The 14187-nt window shown below is 69.8% G+C and carries 12 protein-coding genes and 1 tRNA gene; 10 read left to right on the top strand and 3 right to left on the bottom strand.

Features of this window, described 5'->3' with window-relative positions; genetic code table 11:
* The first annotated feature begins 57 nt into the window (after positions 1–57).
* Positions 58–1626: a molybdopterin-dependent oxidoreductase gene (locus ACR3ZA_RS08260; protein ID WP_473661496.1), complete on the top strand. Its 1569-nt coding sequence runs from the start codon at positions 58–60 to the stop codon at positions 1624–1626.
* Between the two features lie 28 nt (positions 1627–1654).
* Here ACR3ZA_RS08260 and ACR3ZA_RS08255 read toward each other — a convergent pair whose 3' ends face one another.
* Complete coding sequence (locus ACR3ZA_RS08255; protein WP_294178827.1) at positions 1655–2296, bottom strand: LysE family translocator; 642 nt, start codon at positions 2294–2296, stop codon at positions 1655–1657.
* A 68-nt stretch (positions 2297–2364) separates the two neighbouring features.
* Here ACR3ZA_RS08255 and ACR3ZA_RS08250 point away from each other — a divergent pair, with 68 nt between their 5' ends.
* Together ACR3ZA_RS08250 and ACR3ZA_RS08245 are read left to right on the top strand one after the other, a co-directional pair.
* Positions 2365–3300, top strand: coding sequence for an aldo/keto reductase (locus ACR3ZA_RS08250; protein ID WP_473661495.1), 936 nt, complete (start codon positions 2365–2367; stop codon positions 3298–3300).
* Between the two features lie 34 nt (positions 3301–3334).
* Complete coding sequence (locus ACR3ZA_RS08245; RefSeq protein ID WP_473661494.1) at positions 3335–4222, top strand: bile acid:sodium symporter; 888 nt, start codon at positions 3335–3337, stop codon at positions 4220–4222.
* Positions 4223–4228: 6 nt separating this feature from the next.
* Here ACR3ZA_RS08245 and ACR3ZA_RS08240 read toward each other — a convergent pair whose 3' ends face one another.
* Together ACR3ZA_RS08240 and ACR3ZA_RS08235 are read right to left on the bottom strand one after the other, a co-directional pair.
* Complete coding sequence (locus tag ACR3ZA_RS08240; protein ID WP_473661493.1) at positions 4229–4927, bottom strand: RraA family protein; 699 nt, start codon at positions 4925–4927, stop codon at positions 4229–4231.
* A gap of 84 nt (positions 4928–5011) precedes the next feature.
* A tRNA-Leu gene (locus ACR3ZA_RS08235) sits at positions 5012–5097 on the bottom strand.
* Positions 5098–5358: 261 nt separating this feature from the next.
* On the opposite strand from ACR3ZA_RS08235, the gene ACR3ZA_RS08230 reads away from it, so the two are divergent.
* From ACR3ZA_RS08230 to pknB, 7 genes are read left to right on the top strand one after another with little or no spacing between them, the layout of a single operon-like run.
* The gene (locus tag ACR3ZA_RS08230; protein ID WP_294178821.1) at positions 5359–6057 is read left to right on the top strand and encodes an FHA domain-containing protein; all 699 of its coding nucleotides are present in this window, start codon (positions 5359–5361) and stop codon (positions 6055–6057) included.
* 31 nt (positions 6058–6088) lie between these two features.
* Positions 6089–6619 (top strand): FHA domain-containing protein FhaB/FipA, encoded by a 531-nt coding sequence (locus ACR3ZA_RS08225; RefSeq protein ID WP_294178820.1) that lies wholly within the window; start codon positions 6089–6091, stop codon positions 6617–6619.
* 3 nt (positions 6620–6622) lie between these two features.
* Positions 6623–7864, top strand: a complete 1242-nt coding sequence (locus ACR3ZA_RS08220; protein ID WP_473661492.1) for a protein phosphatase 2C domain-containing protein — start codon at positions 6623–6625, stop codon at positions 7862–7864.
* A gap of 1 nt (position 7865) precedes the next feature.
* The gene (locus ACR3ZA_RS08215) at positions 7866–9254 is read left to right on the top strand and encodes an FtsW/RodA/SpoVE family cell cycle protein (RefSeq protein ID WP_294178818.1); all 1389 of its coding nucleotides are present in this window, start codon (positions 7866–7868) and stop codon (positions 9252–9254) included.
* Positions 9251–10708, top strand: coding sequence for a penicillin-binding transpeptidase domain-containing protein (locus ACR3ZA_RS08210; RefSeq protein WP_473661491.1), 1458 nt, complete (start codon positions 9251–9253; stop codon positions 10706–10708). Before ACR3ZA_RS08215 ends, ACR3ZA_RS08210 begins: the two co-directional genes overlap by 4 nt.
* Positions 10705–12378, top strand: a complete 1674-nt coding sequence (locus ACR3ZA_RS08205; RefSeq protein ID WP_473661490.1) for a protein kinase domain-containing protein — start codon at positions 10705–10707, stop codon at positions 12376–12378. Before ACR3ZA_RS08210 ends, ACR3ZA_RS08205 begins: the two co-directional genes overlap by 4 nt.
* Positions 12379–12434: 56 nt before the next feature.
* The gene (gene pknB / locus ACR3ZA_RS08200; protein WP_473661489.1) at positions 12435–14174 is read left to right on the top strand and encodes a Stk1 family PASTA domain-containing Ser/Thr kinase; all 1740 of its coding nucleotides are present in this window, start codon (positions 12435–12437) and stop codon (positions 14172–14174) included.
* Positions 14175–14187 lie beyond the last annotated feature (13 nt).

Genomic DNA, 14187 nt, shown 5'->3' with positions numbered 1-14187 from the left:
ACGCGCACGCGCCACACGACCCGGACGGTTCAGAGGCCCGCGACCTAGGCTGACACCATGCGAAGCAGCGGCACGTCTTCTCCCGCACGGCAGTTCGCACTGCCCGCGGTGGCGGGTCTCGCCGCCGGGGTTGCCGCGGCGGGCGCGGGTGAGCTGGCCGCCGCACTGCTCGTGCCGACCGGCAGTCCGTTCACCGTCATCGGCGCCGCCGCGATCGACCTGGCGCCGACCTGGGCGAAAGACGCCGCGATCGCACTGTTCGGCACCGCCGACAAGATCGCCCTGCTCGTCGGCATCGGACTGGTCGTCGCCGCACTGGCAGGACTGGCGGGCGTGATCGAAAGTAGCCGCTCGCCGCTCGGCCGCGTGCTGTTCGGCGTCGCCGCCGCCCTCGGGGTGGCCGCCGCGATGACCCGCTCGGACGCGGGCCTGCTCTCGCCCCTGCCCTCCGCCGTCGCCGGTGTCGTCGGGGCGATCGCGCTGACGATGCTGCTGCGGAAGCGCCCCGAGTACCCCGGCGAGCACGCGGCATCCCCCGCCGCGGACACCGCGGGACTGAGCCGCCGTGGCTTCCTCGGCTGGTCGGCGGGAACCGCCGTCGTGGGCGCGCTCGCCACGCTGGGCGCCAACGCCCTGCAGGCCGCCACCCGCACCGCCACCACCGTCCGCGAGGCATTCACCCTGCCGAGCGCGGCCACGACCGCCGCGGCCGTCCCGGCGAGCGCGGAGCTCAGCATCGACGGCCTGGCGCCGGTGATCACCCCGAACGAGCTGTTCTATCGGATCGACACCGCGCTCCGAGTGCCGCAGGTCGACCCGGCCGAGTGGAGCCTGCGCATCCACGGCCTCGTCGACGAGCCGTTCGAGCTGAGCTGGGACGAGCTGCTGGCGCTGCCGCTCGAGGAGTCGTACACGACGCTCATGTGCGTCTCGAACGAAGTCGGCGGCGGGCTGATCGGCAACGCCAAGTGGCTCGGGTATCCGATCCGCGAGCTGCTGGCGCGCGCCAAGCCGCAGGCGGGTGCCGACATGGTGCTGTCGAAGAGCATCGACGGCTGGACGGCCAGCTCGCCGCTCAGCGTGCTGCAGGACGCGGAGCGCAACTCGGTGCTCGCGATCGGCATGAACGACGAGCCGCTGCCGGTCGAGCACGGATTTCCGGCGCGGCTGGTGGTGCCCGGGCTCTACGGCTACGTGTCGGCAACCAAATGGGTGACCGAGCTCGAAGTCACGCGATTCGCCGACCAGACGGCGTACTGGACGGATCGCGGCTGGAGCGCCGAAGGTCCGGTCAAGATCTCGAGCCGCATCGACGTGCCGTACAGCGGACGCACCGTGGAGGCCGGAGCCGTCACGATCGCGGGCGTCGCCTGGGATCAGCACACCGGCATCGCCGCGGTCGACGTGCAGATCGACGAGGGCGCGTGGCAGCCCGCGGAGCTCGCCACCGCCATCTCGGTCGACACCTGGGTGCAGTGGCGCCTGGACTGGACGGCGACGAGCGGCGACCACCGCATCCGAGTGCGCGCGACGAGCGTCGACGGCGAGGTGCAGACCGACGACATCCAGGGCGTCATTCCCGACGGGGCGACCGGCCTGCACGAGATCGTGGTCCGGGTGGCCTGACTCCTCCGCGGATAACCGCGTTGGGCGGTTACGCCTTCGCGCCCGCGAACGCGAGGGTTCCCCCGAGTCCGATCATCATGACGCCGCCCACCGCACCCAGGTTCGCGATCCGCGCCGGCGACTTGGCGAACCAGTCGCGCGCCGACCCGGCTGCGATCGCCCACGCGGAGTCGGAGATGACCGCCAGCACGAAGAAGATCAGCCCGAAGACGAGCATCTGAACCCACGCCGGCCCGACGCTCGCCACCACGAACTGGGGCAGCACGGCGACGAAGAACGCGATCGTCTTCGGATTGGTGATGCCGACGACGAAGCCCTCCCCGAGCAGACGCCGGCGCGAGCGGGAGACCGCCGCTCCCTCCAGGAGCGCGGCGCCGTTGCGGTGCCGGTGGCGGATCGCCTGCACTCCGAGGTAGATCAGGTAGGTGGCGCCGGCGATCTTGATGATCGTGAACAGCAGCACCGACTGCACGATGATCGCCCCGAGGCCCACCGCGACCGCGACGATGAGAGGGATCAGCCCGACCGCGTTGCCGAGCACGCTCAGCACACCGCCCCGACGCCCGAGCGCGAGCGCCCGACCGACGCTGAACAGCACGCTCGGTCCGGGAATCACGATCAAGACAAGAGCGGCGAGAGAGAAGGCGACCAGGTGCGGCCAATCGGGCATAGCGCTGAGATTACCCCCGCGCGAGAAGTGTTTCGGCACCGTTCGACGCGGCGCGCTACCGTCGAATCGTGAGCGAGAACACGGCGTCGCGGATCGGCCTCGGGCTGGCCGCCATCGGACGCCCCGCCTACATCACGAGCGGGCGCGACCGCGACCTCGGCGACCCGGCCGAGCGCACCATCGACGGCATGCGGCGACGCGCCCACGAGCTGTTGGAGGCCGCCTGGGAGTCGGGCATCCGCTACGTCGACGCGGCCCGCTCCTACGGCGATGCCGAGGGTTTCCTCGGCTCCTGGGTCGCCCGTCATCCGGGTCGGCGCGACCGGCTGACGATCGGGTCGAAGTGGGGCTACGAGTACGTCGGCAACTGGCGGATGGATGCGCCGCAGCACGAGCGCAAAGAGCACTCGCTCGCGATGTTCGAGCGGCAGTGGCCGCACTCGGTCGCGGCGCTCGGCACTCATCCCGACCTCTACCTCATCCACTCGGTCACCCCCGAGAGCCCCGCCCTCTCGGATGGTCCGCTGCTGGACGCGCTGCGTCGCCTCGCCGACGACGGCGTGCGCGTCGGGATCTCGACCAGCGGACCCGAGCAGAGCGCCGTGATCGAACGTGCCCTCGACGTGACCGACTCCCCGTTCTCGGTGGTGCAGGCGACCTGGAACCTGCTCGAGCCCTCAGCCGGCCCCGCGCTCGCGCACGCCGACGCCACCGGCTGGCTCGTCGTCGTGAAAGAGGCCCTCGCCAATGGCCGCCTCGTCGAACCCGACGCGGCCGCCGCCCGGCTCGCCGACGGCGAGGGGCAGAGCGCGGACGCCTTCGCGATCGGCGCCGTGCTCGCCCAGCCTTGGGCCGACATCGTGCTGAGCGGCGCCGTCACGGTCGAGCAGTTGCACTCGAATCTCGCCGCCCGTGAACCCGGCGTCGCCGCCGACGACCTCGCCGCTCTCATGATCGACCCCGCCCAGTACTGGGCGGAGCGCTCGGCGCGCGGCTGGGCCTAGCGCTCGGAGCATTGCTCAGGCCAGACTGACGGCCATGGGATCAACGTTGACCACCATCGGCCTTCCGGTCGCGCTCGGCATCATCATGTTCGGGCTCGGCCTCTCGCTCACCCCCGGTGATTTCGCCCGGGTCGCCAAGCATCCGAAGGCGGTGATCATCGCCCTCGGCTGCCAGCTCGTGCTGCTGCCGGCCCTCTGCTTCGGCCTGGTGCTGCTGTTCCAACTGCCGCCGATCCTCGCCGTCGGCATGCTGCTGCTGGCCGCCAGCCCCGGCGGCTCGACCGCGAACCTCTACAGCCACCTGTTCCGCGGCGACGTCGCCCTGAACATCTCGCTGACGGCCATCAACTCGATCATCGCGATCTTCACCCTGCCGCTCATCACCAATCTGGCGATCACGATCTTCCTACCCGGCGACGACGGCCTCGGCATCCAGTTCGCCAAGGCGGTGGAGGTGTTCGCGATCGTGCTCGGCCCGGTGGTGCTCGGCATGCTGGTGCGCTGGTGGAAGCCCCGATTCGCGGATGCGATGGACACGCCGGTGCGGATCGCCTCCATGCTGATCCTGGCGATCGTGATCGCGGGAGCCGTCATCGCGAACCTCGACCTGCTGATCTCGAACATCGCCGGCCTGGCCGGGATCGTGGTGCTGTTCTGCGTGCTCAGCCTGACGCTCGGCTTCGTCGTGCCGCGCCTGTTCCGTGTCGAGCGCCGGCAGGCGGTCGCCAGCTCGTTCGAGATCGGCATCCACAACGCGACGCTGGCGATCGTGATCGCGCAGACCGTGATCGGCAGCGTCGAGATGTCGCTGCCGGCCGCCGTCTACGGCGTGCTGATGTTCTTCATCGCCCTCGCGTTCGGGTTCGTCATTCGCGAGCGGAAGGGCGCGCGGGAGCCGGTGGCGGCGAGCGCCGCGATGTGACGGCGGTCACACCTCGATCGCGCCTCCGCGCTCGGCAAGATGGCGGCGCAGCGTGAGGTCGGGATCGGTCGCCTGGCGGGCGCGATAGCCGGCGAAGTCGAGCTGCGCGCGCAAGCTCTCACCGGCGCGCATCCGCTCGGCCTGTGCGGTCTCGGTGCGCACGATCTCGGCCGCGGTGGCGATGAGCGCGTCGAGATGCTCGGCGGCGAACACGAGCACGCCGTCGTCGTCGGCGACGATCCAGTCTTCGGTCGAGACCGGCACCCCGTCCAGCATCGCGCTGCGCATCGCGCGACCCGCGGGCGGAACCCGGCGCGGGCCGAACGGATGCGCGCCGCGGCTCCACACCGGCAGCCCGATCTCACGCAACTGCGCCTCGTCGCGGTGGCGTCCCCAGATCACCGCCGCCGCCAGACCCGCGGTCGCCGCCTCCAGCGCGATGAGGTCGCCGACGCAGGCCTCGTCGTCACGGCCGCCATTGTCGACGACGAGCACCGCGCCCTCCGGGGCATCGTCGATCGCCTCGAGGATCACGTCGACACTGCCGAGGTGCGTGACGGGCGCCGCGCGACCGGAGACGATTCGGCCCCGCGCCAGCGGCGCAAGGCTGACCGGCGCAAGCTGCACCGGAAGACCAAGGCGCAACGATGCATCGGCGAGTGCTGCGGTCGGCGGGGTTGCTGGGGGGTGTGCGAGCGGAGGCATGCGGCCAGGCTAGGAACCGGCGACCCGGTTGTCGCCAGCCAGTCGGGCGGCACTGGACCGCGTGCCGCTTCCGTCGATTTCTCTTGGTGCGCGAGGCGGGACTTGAACCCGCACGCCCTTGCGAGCACTGGCACCTGAAGCCAGCGTGTCTGCCATTTCACCACTCGCGCGCATGTGACCACCGAGGCGATCAACTGACAGAGATTATCACAGCGTGCCGGGGCGCTCGCGCGCCCCCACCCCCGCGAGCGGTGCGAAACGTGCGGTCCCGGATGCGCACACCGCGCTTTTGGCACCGCTCGCGGGGCGGGAGCGGGGTGGGAAGGGGCGCGGGAATCGAAGTCCGAGAGCCAACCCGGCTCGGCCCGTTACGATCAACATATTCGGGCTTGGGGCGCCACGGCCCGAGCCTGCACGCCGGAAGGGGACCCGTGGGGATTCTCGACAGCTTTGAGCAGGGCTTGGAACGCGTCGTCAACGGCGCCTTCGCCAAGACCTTCAAAAGCGGTCTGCAGCCGCTGGAGGTGACGGCCGCGCTCCGCCGCGAGCTCGACACCAAGGCAGCCGTCGTCTCGCGCGACCGGATCCTCGCCCCCAACCAGTTCACCGTGCGCCTCGCCCCCGCCGACTTCGAGCGGATGAGCGGGCTCGGCGAGCCGCTGATCGATGAGTTCACGCAGCTGGTGCAGCAGCACGCCGCCGCCCAGCATTACTCCTTCGCGGGCGGCATCACGATCACGCTCACCGAAGACACGACCTTGAGCCAGGGCATCGTGCGGATCGATTCGGTCAACGTGAAGGGCGAGGTCGACTGGGTGCCCACCCTCGACATCGCGGGAGAGCAGCACCGGCTCCCGACCGGTCGCACCGTGATCGGACGCGGAAGCGACGCCGACATCACGATCGATGACCCCGGAACCAGCCGGAAGCACATCGAGATTCTGTGGGACGGCAAGCGCGGCCAGGTCAAGGACCTCGGCTCGACCAACGGCTCGAAGCTCAACGGGGTGCGCCTCGGCACCGCGCCACTCCAGCCCGACAGTGTCATCGAACTGGGCAGAACCCGTATCGTGTTCCGAGTGCTCGCCCATGCGGCCGGCACCGACCCGCGGAACCCGAGAACGCCATGAGTGTTCACGAGCTGAAGGAGCCTGGCCGCCCGTGAGCGAACTGACTCTGCTTCTGCTGCAACTGGGGTTCCTGCTCCTGTTGTGGTTCTTCGTCTTCGTCGTCGTGTACTCGCTGCGCTCCGATCTCTTCGGCCAGCGCGCCCGCAAGCTGCCGGATGCGGCACCCGTCGCCGGCGCCCAGGACACCGCGGTGGCGCCCTCCGCCCCCAGCGACAAGCCGAGCGCCCCGCGCGTGGAGGCGCACCGCGCGCCCCCCGGTCCGAGCGAGACCACCCCGCGTCGACTGGTCATCACCTCCGGCCCGCGCGAGGGCATGGAGATCGACCTGCCCGCCGAGCAGCTCACCATCGGGCGCTCCAGCGAGTCCGGGCTGGTCATCCGCGATGACTACACCTCCACGCACCACGCGCGCCTCATGCTGTGGAACGACTCCTGGGTCATCCAGGATCTCGACTCGACCAACGGCACGGTTGTCGACGGCGCGCGCGTGACGCTGCCCACCCCGGTTCCGCCGAACGTCCCGGTGACGATCGGCACGACGAGCTTCGAACTGCGGCGGTAGCCGATGACGACACCCACGAGCGCGGCGGTCTCCCACGTCGGTCGGATCCGGGCCAACAACCAGGACTCCGGCTACTCCGGCACCCACCTCTTCGTGGTCGCCGACGGGATGGGCGGCCACGCGGGCGGCGACGTCGCCTCGGCGATCACGACCAAGCGCCTCGTCGACGCGGATGTCGCCTACGCGACGGCGGAGGACGCCGAACAGGCCCTGCATGACGCGCTGATCGCGGCGAACGGCCTGCTCGCCGAGACCGTGTTCGAGCACCACGAGCTGACCGGCATGGGCACCACCGTCAGCGGCATCGTCCGCGTCGGCAACCGCGTCGCGCTCGCCCACATCGGCGACTCGCGCGTGTACCGCTACCGTGACGGCGAGCTCGAGCAGCTCACCGCCGACCACACCTTCGTGCAGCGCCTCGTCGACTCGGGACGCATCACGCCCGAGGAGGCCGCGGTGCATCCGCGTCGCTCGGTGCTGATGCGCGTGCTCGGCGATGTCGACGCCGCACCCGAGATCGACACCAAGATCCTCGACACCCGCGTCGGCGACCGCTGGATGCTCTGCTCGGATGGTCTCTCGAGCTACGTCTCCGACGAGAAGATCGCGTCGATTCTCGGCTCGTTCCGCACCCCGCAGTCGGCCGCCGACCGCCTGGTGCGCGAGAGCCTCGACCACGGCGCCCCCGACAACGTGACGGTCGTGCTGCTCGACATCGACGACGAGGAGGAGGTGCACCCCGCGCCGCCCGTGCTGGTCGGCTCGGCGGCGGCGCCGCTGAGCTTCGACGCCGAGCCCGCCCGCCGACCCATCCGCCTCCCCACGCTGCTGCTGCATCCGCTGAAGGCCTCGCAGTCGGAGGATGCGCACTTCGAACCCGAACGCGAGGGCTTCCTCGAGGAGCTCATCGAGGAGGATCGCCGGCGCGCGATCCGGAGGCGCATCTCGGCGCTGCTGCTGCTCGTGCTGGCCATCGCCGCCATCGTGGCCGCCGCCTTCCTGTCGTACCGCTGGACCCAGTCGCACTATTACGTCGGCGAGGAAGACGGCCGGGTGGCCGTGTTCCAGGGGGTGCAGGCGACGATCGGGCCGCTCGAGCTGTCGAGCGTGTACCAGACGACCGCGATCGAGTTGCTCGACCTGCCCGAATACCAGCAGGAGGCGGTGACCAAGACGATCAGCGCGGACAACTTGCGCGATGCGCTTGACATCGTCGCGCGGCTGCAAGCGGCGGCGGGCGGCTGACATGACGTCACCCGACACCGCGACCCGCCCCCCGCTGACGACGACGATCCGCCTTCGCCTCCGCCAGCCCGCGCGCCGGCGCAACATCGAGCTGGGCATGCTGCTGCTCGCGATCGCGATCAACGGCGTCGCGCTCGGGCTGGTGCAGATCGGCGCCCTCGGCCGGATCGGCGGCACCATGCTCGCCCTCGGCGCCGGCCTCGGCATCCTCGTGCTCGCCGTGCACGTCGCGCTGCGGGTCGTCGCCCCCGACGCCGACCCGTTCGTGCTGCCGATCGCCACCGTGCTCAACGGGATCGGCATCGCCGGAATCACCCGCATTGACATCGCCAAGGAGCTTGTCGGCTGGGATGCGTCCGGCGTCCGCCAGATCGCCTGGTCGGCGATCGCGATCATCATCGCGTTCGCCGTCCTGCTGCTCATCCGCAACCATCGGGTGCTGCTGCGGTACCGCTACGTCATCGGTCTCGCGGCGCTCATCCTGCTGCTTCTTCCGCTGGTTCCGGGGCTCGGGCGCCCGGTCAACGGGGCCTACGTCTGGATCAGCGTCGGCGGGCTCTCCTTCCAGCCCGGTGAGATCGGCAAGATCCTGCTGGCGGTCTTCTTCGCCGGCTACCTCGTCACCGCGCGCGACTCGCTCTCGCTCGTGGGGCGCACGATTCTCGGCATCCGGTTCCCTCGCGCGCGCGACCTCGGCCCGATCCTGGTGGTCTGGATGTTCGCGATGGTCGTCCTCATCGGCCAGCGCGACCTCGGAACCTCGCTGCTCTACTTCGGCCTGTTCCTGGTGATGCTCTACGTCGCCACCGGGCGCCCGAGCTGGATCATCCTCGGCATGCTGCTCTTCGTCGGCGGTGCGTTCGCGGCGAGCCGGCTCTTCACCTACGTCGGCAACCGCTTCACCGCCTGGCTCGACGCGTTCAACCCCGAGTACGCCGACGACCAGAGCTATCAGCTCGTGCAGGGCATCTTCGGCCTGGCCAACGGCGGTCTTCTCGGCACCGGACTCGGCCGCGGGCGCCCCGACATCGTGCCGCTCGCCGAGAGCGACTTCATCATGGCGACCCTCGGCGAAGAGCTGGGACTGATCGGCCTGTTCGCGATTCTCTGCCTCTACCTGCTGTTCGTCTCGCGCGGATTCCGCATCGGCTTCACCGGGCAGGATGACTTCGGCCGGCTCCTCGGCGTCGGCGTCTCGTTCGTGGTCGCGCTCCAGGTCTTCATCGTCATCGGCGGCGTGACGCGGGTGATTCCGCTCACCGGACTCACCACGCCGTTCCTCGCCGCCGGCGGTTCCTCGCTCGTCGCGAACTGGATCATCGTGGCGCTGCTGCTGCGGCTCTCCGACTCGGTGCGAAGCCAACCGCGCTGGGTGGTGGTTCCCTCATGAACAAAGAACTTCGCCGGGTGAGCGTGCTCGTGCTGCTGATGTTCCTCGCGCTGTTCACGTCCAGCTCGATCATCCAGGTCTTCCAGCAGGACGAGCTCGCCGCCAACCCGTTCAACGCCCGCACGCTGTACGACAGCTTCTCGGCCGAGCGCGGCTCGATCCTCGTCGACGGCATCGCCATCGCGAACTCTGTTCCGGTGGACGACGAGTACTCCTACCAGCGCGAGTACTCGAACGGGCCGCTGTACGCCGCGGTCACGGGCTACTTCACGCTCGATCAGGGCACGACCGGCATCGAGGGCGAGCTCAACGACTTCCTGAGCGGCACGGCGAGCGAGCAGTTCCTCGACCGGGTGAACGCCATCCTCACCGGCCAGAACCCGCAGGGCGCCGCCGTGCAGGTCACCATCGATCCGGCGGTGCAGCAGGCGGCATGGGATGCGCTGGGCGATCTGAAGGGGTCGGTCGTCGCGATCGACCCGACGACCGGCGCGATCCTGGCGATGGTCTCCACACCGAGCTTCGACCCGAACGATCTGGCCAGCCACAATTCGAGTGTCGTCATCGACAACTACACCGAGCTGCTCAACGACACCGACGATCCGCTCATCAACCGCGCGATCTCGGGCGACCTCTATCACCCCGGCTCGACGTTCAAGCTGATCGTCGCCGCAGCCGCGCTGGAGTCGGGGGAGTACACCCCCGACAGCGAGCTGCCGAACCCGCGCACCATCACCCTGCCCGAGAGCAGCTCGGTCGTCTCGAACTCGGGCGGCGGCGCCTGCGGCGGCGGCGACACGGTCACGATCGCCGACGCGCTGCGGTTGTCGTGCAACGTGCCGTTCGCCGAGCTCGGCCAGGAGCTCGGCTACGAGGCGATCGCCGCCCAGGCGGCCCGCTTCGGCTTCGGCGATGAGAGCATCAGCGTTCCGATGAGCGTCACGCCGAGCATCTTCCCGCAGACGGAGAGCGAGGCGCAGCTCATGCTCGCCTCATTCGGCCAGGCGAACGTGCGGGTGACTCCGCTCGAGATGGCGATGGTCTCCGGCGCGATCGCCACCGGCGGAACACAGATGCTGCCGACGCTCGTCGACAAGATCGTGGCGCCCGACCTGTCGATCGTTCAGGCGCTGGAACCGCAGGTGTACGGCACGCCGCTCAGCAGCGAGACCGCCGCGCTGATGCGCGACATGATGATCAACAACGTCGCGAGCGGCGCCGCCAGTAATGCGACAATTACGGGGGTTGACGTCGCGGGCAAGACCGGCACAGCACAGAATGGCGAGGGCGAGCCGTACACGCTCTGGTTCACGGGATTTGCCCCGGCTGACAACCCACAGGTTGCGGTTGCGGTGGTGGTGGAAGATGGCGGTGGACTCGGGCAGTCCGGGTTCGGCAACACCGTTGCGGCGCCGATTGCGAAGAAGGTCATTGAGGCGGTGCTGAACAGATGAGACCCACAAGCGGGCTCACCTTCGGGGGGCGCTATCAGCTGTCGTCCCGCATCGCCATCGGCGGCATGGGCGAGGTCTGGCAGGCCACCGACCTCGTGATCGGGCGCACCGTCGCGATCAAGATCTTGAAGGACGAGTACCTCGGCGATCCCGGGTTCCTGGAGCGCTTCCGGGCGGAGGCGCGCCACGCGGCCCTGGTGAACCACGAGGGCATCGCGAACGTCTTCGACTACGGCGAGGAGGACGGCTCCGCCTTCCTCGTCATGGAGCTCGTGCCCGGCGAGGCGCTGAGCGCCGTGCTCGAGCGCGAGCGCGTGCTGCCGAGCGACAAGGTGCTCGACTTCGTGGCACAGACCGCCTCGGCGCTGCAGGCTGCGCATCAGGCCGGCCTCGTGCACCGCGACATCAAGCCGGGAAACCTCCTCATCACGCCGGATGGCCGCGTCAAGATCACCGACTTCGGCATCGCCCGGATCGCCGACCAGGTGCCGCTCACGGCCACCGGTCAGGTCATGGGGACGGTGCAGTACCTCTCGCCGGAGCAGGCTAGCGGCCACTCGGCCTCGCCCTCGACCGACATCTACTCGCTCGGAATCGTCGCCTACGAGGCCCTCGCCGGCCGTCGCCCGTTCACCGGCGAATCGCAGGTCGCGATCGCCATGGCGCAGATCAACGACGCCCCGCCGGAGCTGCCGGTCACCGTCTCCGAGATGGTGCGCAACCTCGTCTACTCCTGCATCGCGAAGCGCCCCGAAGATCGGCCGGCCTCGGCCGCGCATCTGGCGCGCGCCGCGCAGGCGCTGCGACGCAACGACATCGCGGGCGCCATCGCCGCGGTGCCGATCCTCGCCGAAGGAACCGATCTCACGGCCGCGACCGCCGTCATGGGCACCGCTGCAACCCGCATCCTGCCCGGCGGGGTCGGCGGCGCCGGCGCCGGGGTGTCGACCGCGACCGCGCCGCTCGACACCACGCCCCGACGCAATCCCTGGACCTGGCCGCTCGTCGCCCTCGTCGGGGTGCTCACCGTCGCGCTCGTGGCGATCATCATCGTGCTCGCGATCAGTCCGAGCGGCACCGACCCGGAGGCGACGCCCAGCTCCCCGGCGCCCACCTCGGCCGAGGCGACGCCGGATCCGACGCCGGAGCCCAGCGAGACCCCGGTCGTGATTCGCGCCGCTGACTACGAGGGCCAGCCGTTCAACCAGGTGCAGGCCGCGCTGGAGGAGCTCGGCCTCAAGGTGGTTCGCCAGGATGGCTCGGTCGCGAGTTCGCCCGCGCAGAACGACACCGTGCAGTCGATCAGCCCGACCGGCAATCTGGCCGTGGGCGAAGAGGTCACCGTCCGCGTGTACCAGTCCTACCCCGGGGCACCCACCCCGAGCACGCCGACCTCCTCGACGGTCGGACCGTACACGGCGGGGCAGACGATCGTCATCAACTTCGCGCAGTACTCGGGATGCCCCGCCGGCTACACGCGCGCGGGCTACAACTTCACCCTCACGAACGCGACCTTCGCCAGCGGCGGCAACCCGGTCGCCGCCGACGCGACGTCGATCAGCATCGTGCTCGGAAGCCCCGGCACCGCGTCGGTGAGCTACACCGCCTCGTGCAGCCCCGGCGGCCTGACCACCGATCCCTCCGACTCGCTCGACATCACCGTCAACTAGCGGTTCAGCGCGAGCCACTACACTTGCTCCGACTCAACGACCGATAGGACTACGCCGTGACCGAGGGGCCGATCGCCGGAACCCATCTTCTGGCTGACCGCTACCAAATCGGAGAGCTTCTCGGCCGGGGCGGCATGGCCGAGGTGCACGCGGGCTACGACGCCCGCCTCGGTCGCAACGTCGCCGTCAAGCTTCTGCGCCCCGCGCTCGCCTCCGACCCGGCCTTCCGCACCCGCTTCCGCCAGGAGGCCCAGGCCGCCGCGCGGATGTCGCACCCGACGATCGTGCGCGTCTACGACGCCGGGGAGCAGACCGTCCCCGATCCCGCGGGCGGCGAACTCCAGCTCCCGTTCATCGTGATGGAGCGGGTCGAGGGCAAGCTGCTGAAGGACGTGCTCGAGGCCGGCCCCGTGGAGCCGGCCGAAGCTGTGCGCATCGCCGAGGGAATCCTGACCGCGCTCGAGTACTCGCATCGCGCGGGCGTCGTGCACCGCGACATCAAGCCCGGCAACGTGATGATCACCCAGAACGGTCAGGTGAAGGTCATGGATTTCGGGATCGCACGCGCGATCTCGGATTCGTCGGCCACCATCGCGCAGACCAGCGCGATCCTCGGCACCGCCCAGTACTTCTCGCCCGAGCAGGCGCGCGGCGAGGCGGTCGACGCTCGCACCGACCTCTACTCGACCGGGGTCGTGCTCTACGAGATGCTCACCGGCCGGGCGCCGTTCCGCGCCGAGGGCGCGGTCGCGGTCGCCTACCAGCACGTCAGTGAAGCGCCCGTTCCGCCGAACACGCTCAACTCGGCCATCTCTCCGGCGCTCAGCGCCGTGGTGCTGCGCGCGCTCGCGAAGGACCGATTCGAGCGCTACCAGTCGGCCGCCGACTTCCGCGCCGATCTCGAGATCGCCCTCGCTGGCAAGGTGCCCGACGCGGCGCCCGCCACCGACGACTTCGGTGCCGCGCTGTTCGGGGTCAACCCGAACTCCTCGGCAGCCTCGGTCGCCACGATGCGGCGCCTCACCGAGGACTCCGGCGGCGACCGCGCTCCGCGCACGCAGTCGCGCCCTCCGGTCGCCTGGATCTGGGGATCCATCGCGCTCTTCGCCATCATCGTGGGTGCTGCGCTCTACTGGGTCTTCACCCTCACCGGGCCGACGCTCTCCGGCCCCGGAACCGCCATCGAGGTGCCGGATGTCGTCGGCGAGCAGTTCACCGACGTGAGCCAGTCGATCATCGACAGCGGCCTGCAGATCGATCAGGTCAACCGCACCGATGTGACCGCGCCCGCAGGCCAGATCCTCGAGACGACGCCCGAAGCGGGCACCCGCGTCGGGCCCGGCTACGAGATCACGATCGTCGTCTCCGCCGGTCCGCCCGCCGTCACCCTGCCGAGCCTCACCTACTCCACCGAGGCCGATGCGATCGCCAAGATCGAGGAGCTCGGGCTCACCTACGGTTCGACGCGATCGACCTATTCGGCGAACGTCGCCAAGGGCGTCGTCATCGGCGTCGAACTGCCCGGGAGCACCGAGGTCGTGACCCGCGCGGTCGAGGTCTCGCCAGACGGCGATGCCGTTCCCGATGTGAACCTGGTGATCTCGAACGGACTGGTCAACATCCCCGACTACGTCGGGGAACCGGTCACCACCGCCCGCGACGGTCTGGGCGTGCTGCAGCTGACGGTCAAGCTCCAGCAGGACACGTCGTGCTCCGGCGGCCAGGTCGTGTCGCAGTCGATCAAGGGCGATCAGCCGCAGAAGTCGACCGTGACCGTCGTCTACTGCCAGCCGTAGCTCTGCCTCGGTC

The sequence above is a fragment of the Herbiconiux sp. J20-20 genome (assembly GCF_057365085.1).
Note: the sequence above shows the minus strand (reverse complement) of the source record. Positions and strands in the feature narration are given on the sequence as shown.

Excerpts from the sequence above, each read along its gene's own strand:
- ACR3ZA_RS08260 (WP_473661496.1), top strand. The coding sequence starts at position 58 with ATGCGAAGCAGCGGCACGTCTTCTCCCGCACGGCAGTTCGCACTGCCC.
- ACR3ZA_RS08255 (WP_294178827.1), bottom strand. The coding sequence starts at position 2,296 with ATGCCCGATTGGCCGCACCTGGTCGCCTTCTCTCTCGCCGCTCTTGTC.
- ACR3ZA_RS08245 (WP_473661494.1), top strand. The coding sequence starts at position 3,335 with ATGGGATCAACGTTGACCACCATCGGCCTTCCGGTCGCGCTCGGCATC.
- ACR3ZA_RS08240 (WP_473661493.1), bottom strand. The coding sequence starts at position 4,927 with ATGCCTCCGCTCGCACACCCCCCAGCAACCCCGCCGACCGCAGCACTC.
- ACR3ZA_RS08220 (WP_473661492.1), top strand. The coding sequence starts at position 6,623 with ATGACGACACCCACGAGCGCGGCGGTCTCCCACGTCGGTCGGATCCGG.
- ACR3ZA_RS08215 (WP_294178818.1), top strand. The coding sequence starts at position 7,866 with ATGACGTCACCCGACACCGCGACCCGCCCCCCGCTGACGACGACGATC.
- ACR3ZA_RS08210 (WP_473661491.1), top strand. The coding sequence starts at position 9,251 with ATGAACAAAGAACTTCGCCGGGTGAGCGTGCTCGTGCTGCTGATGTTC.
- ACR3ZA_RS08205 (WP_473661490.1), top strand. The coding sequence starts at position 10,705 with ATGAGACCCACAAGCGGGCTCACCTTCGGGGGGCGCTATCAGCTGTCG.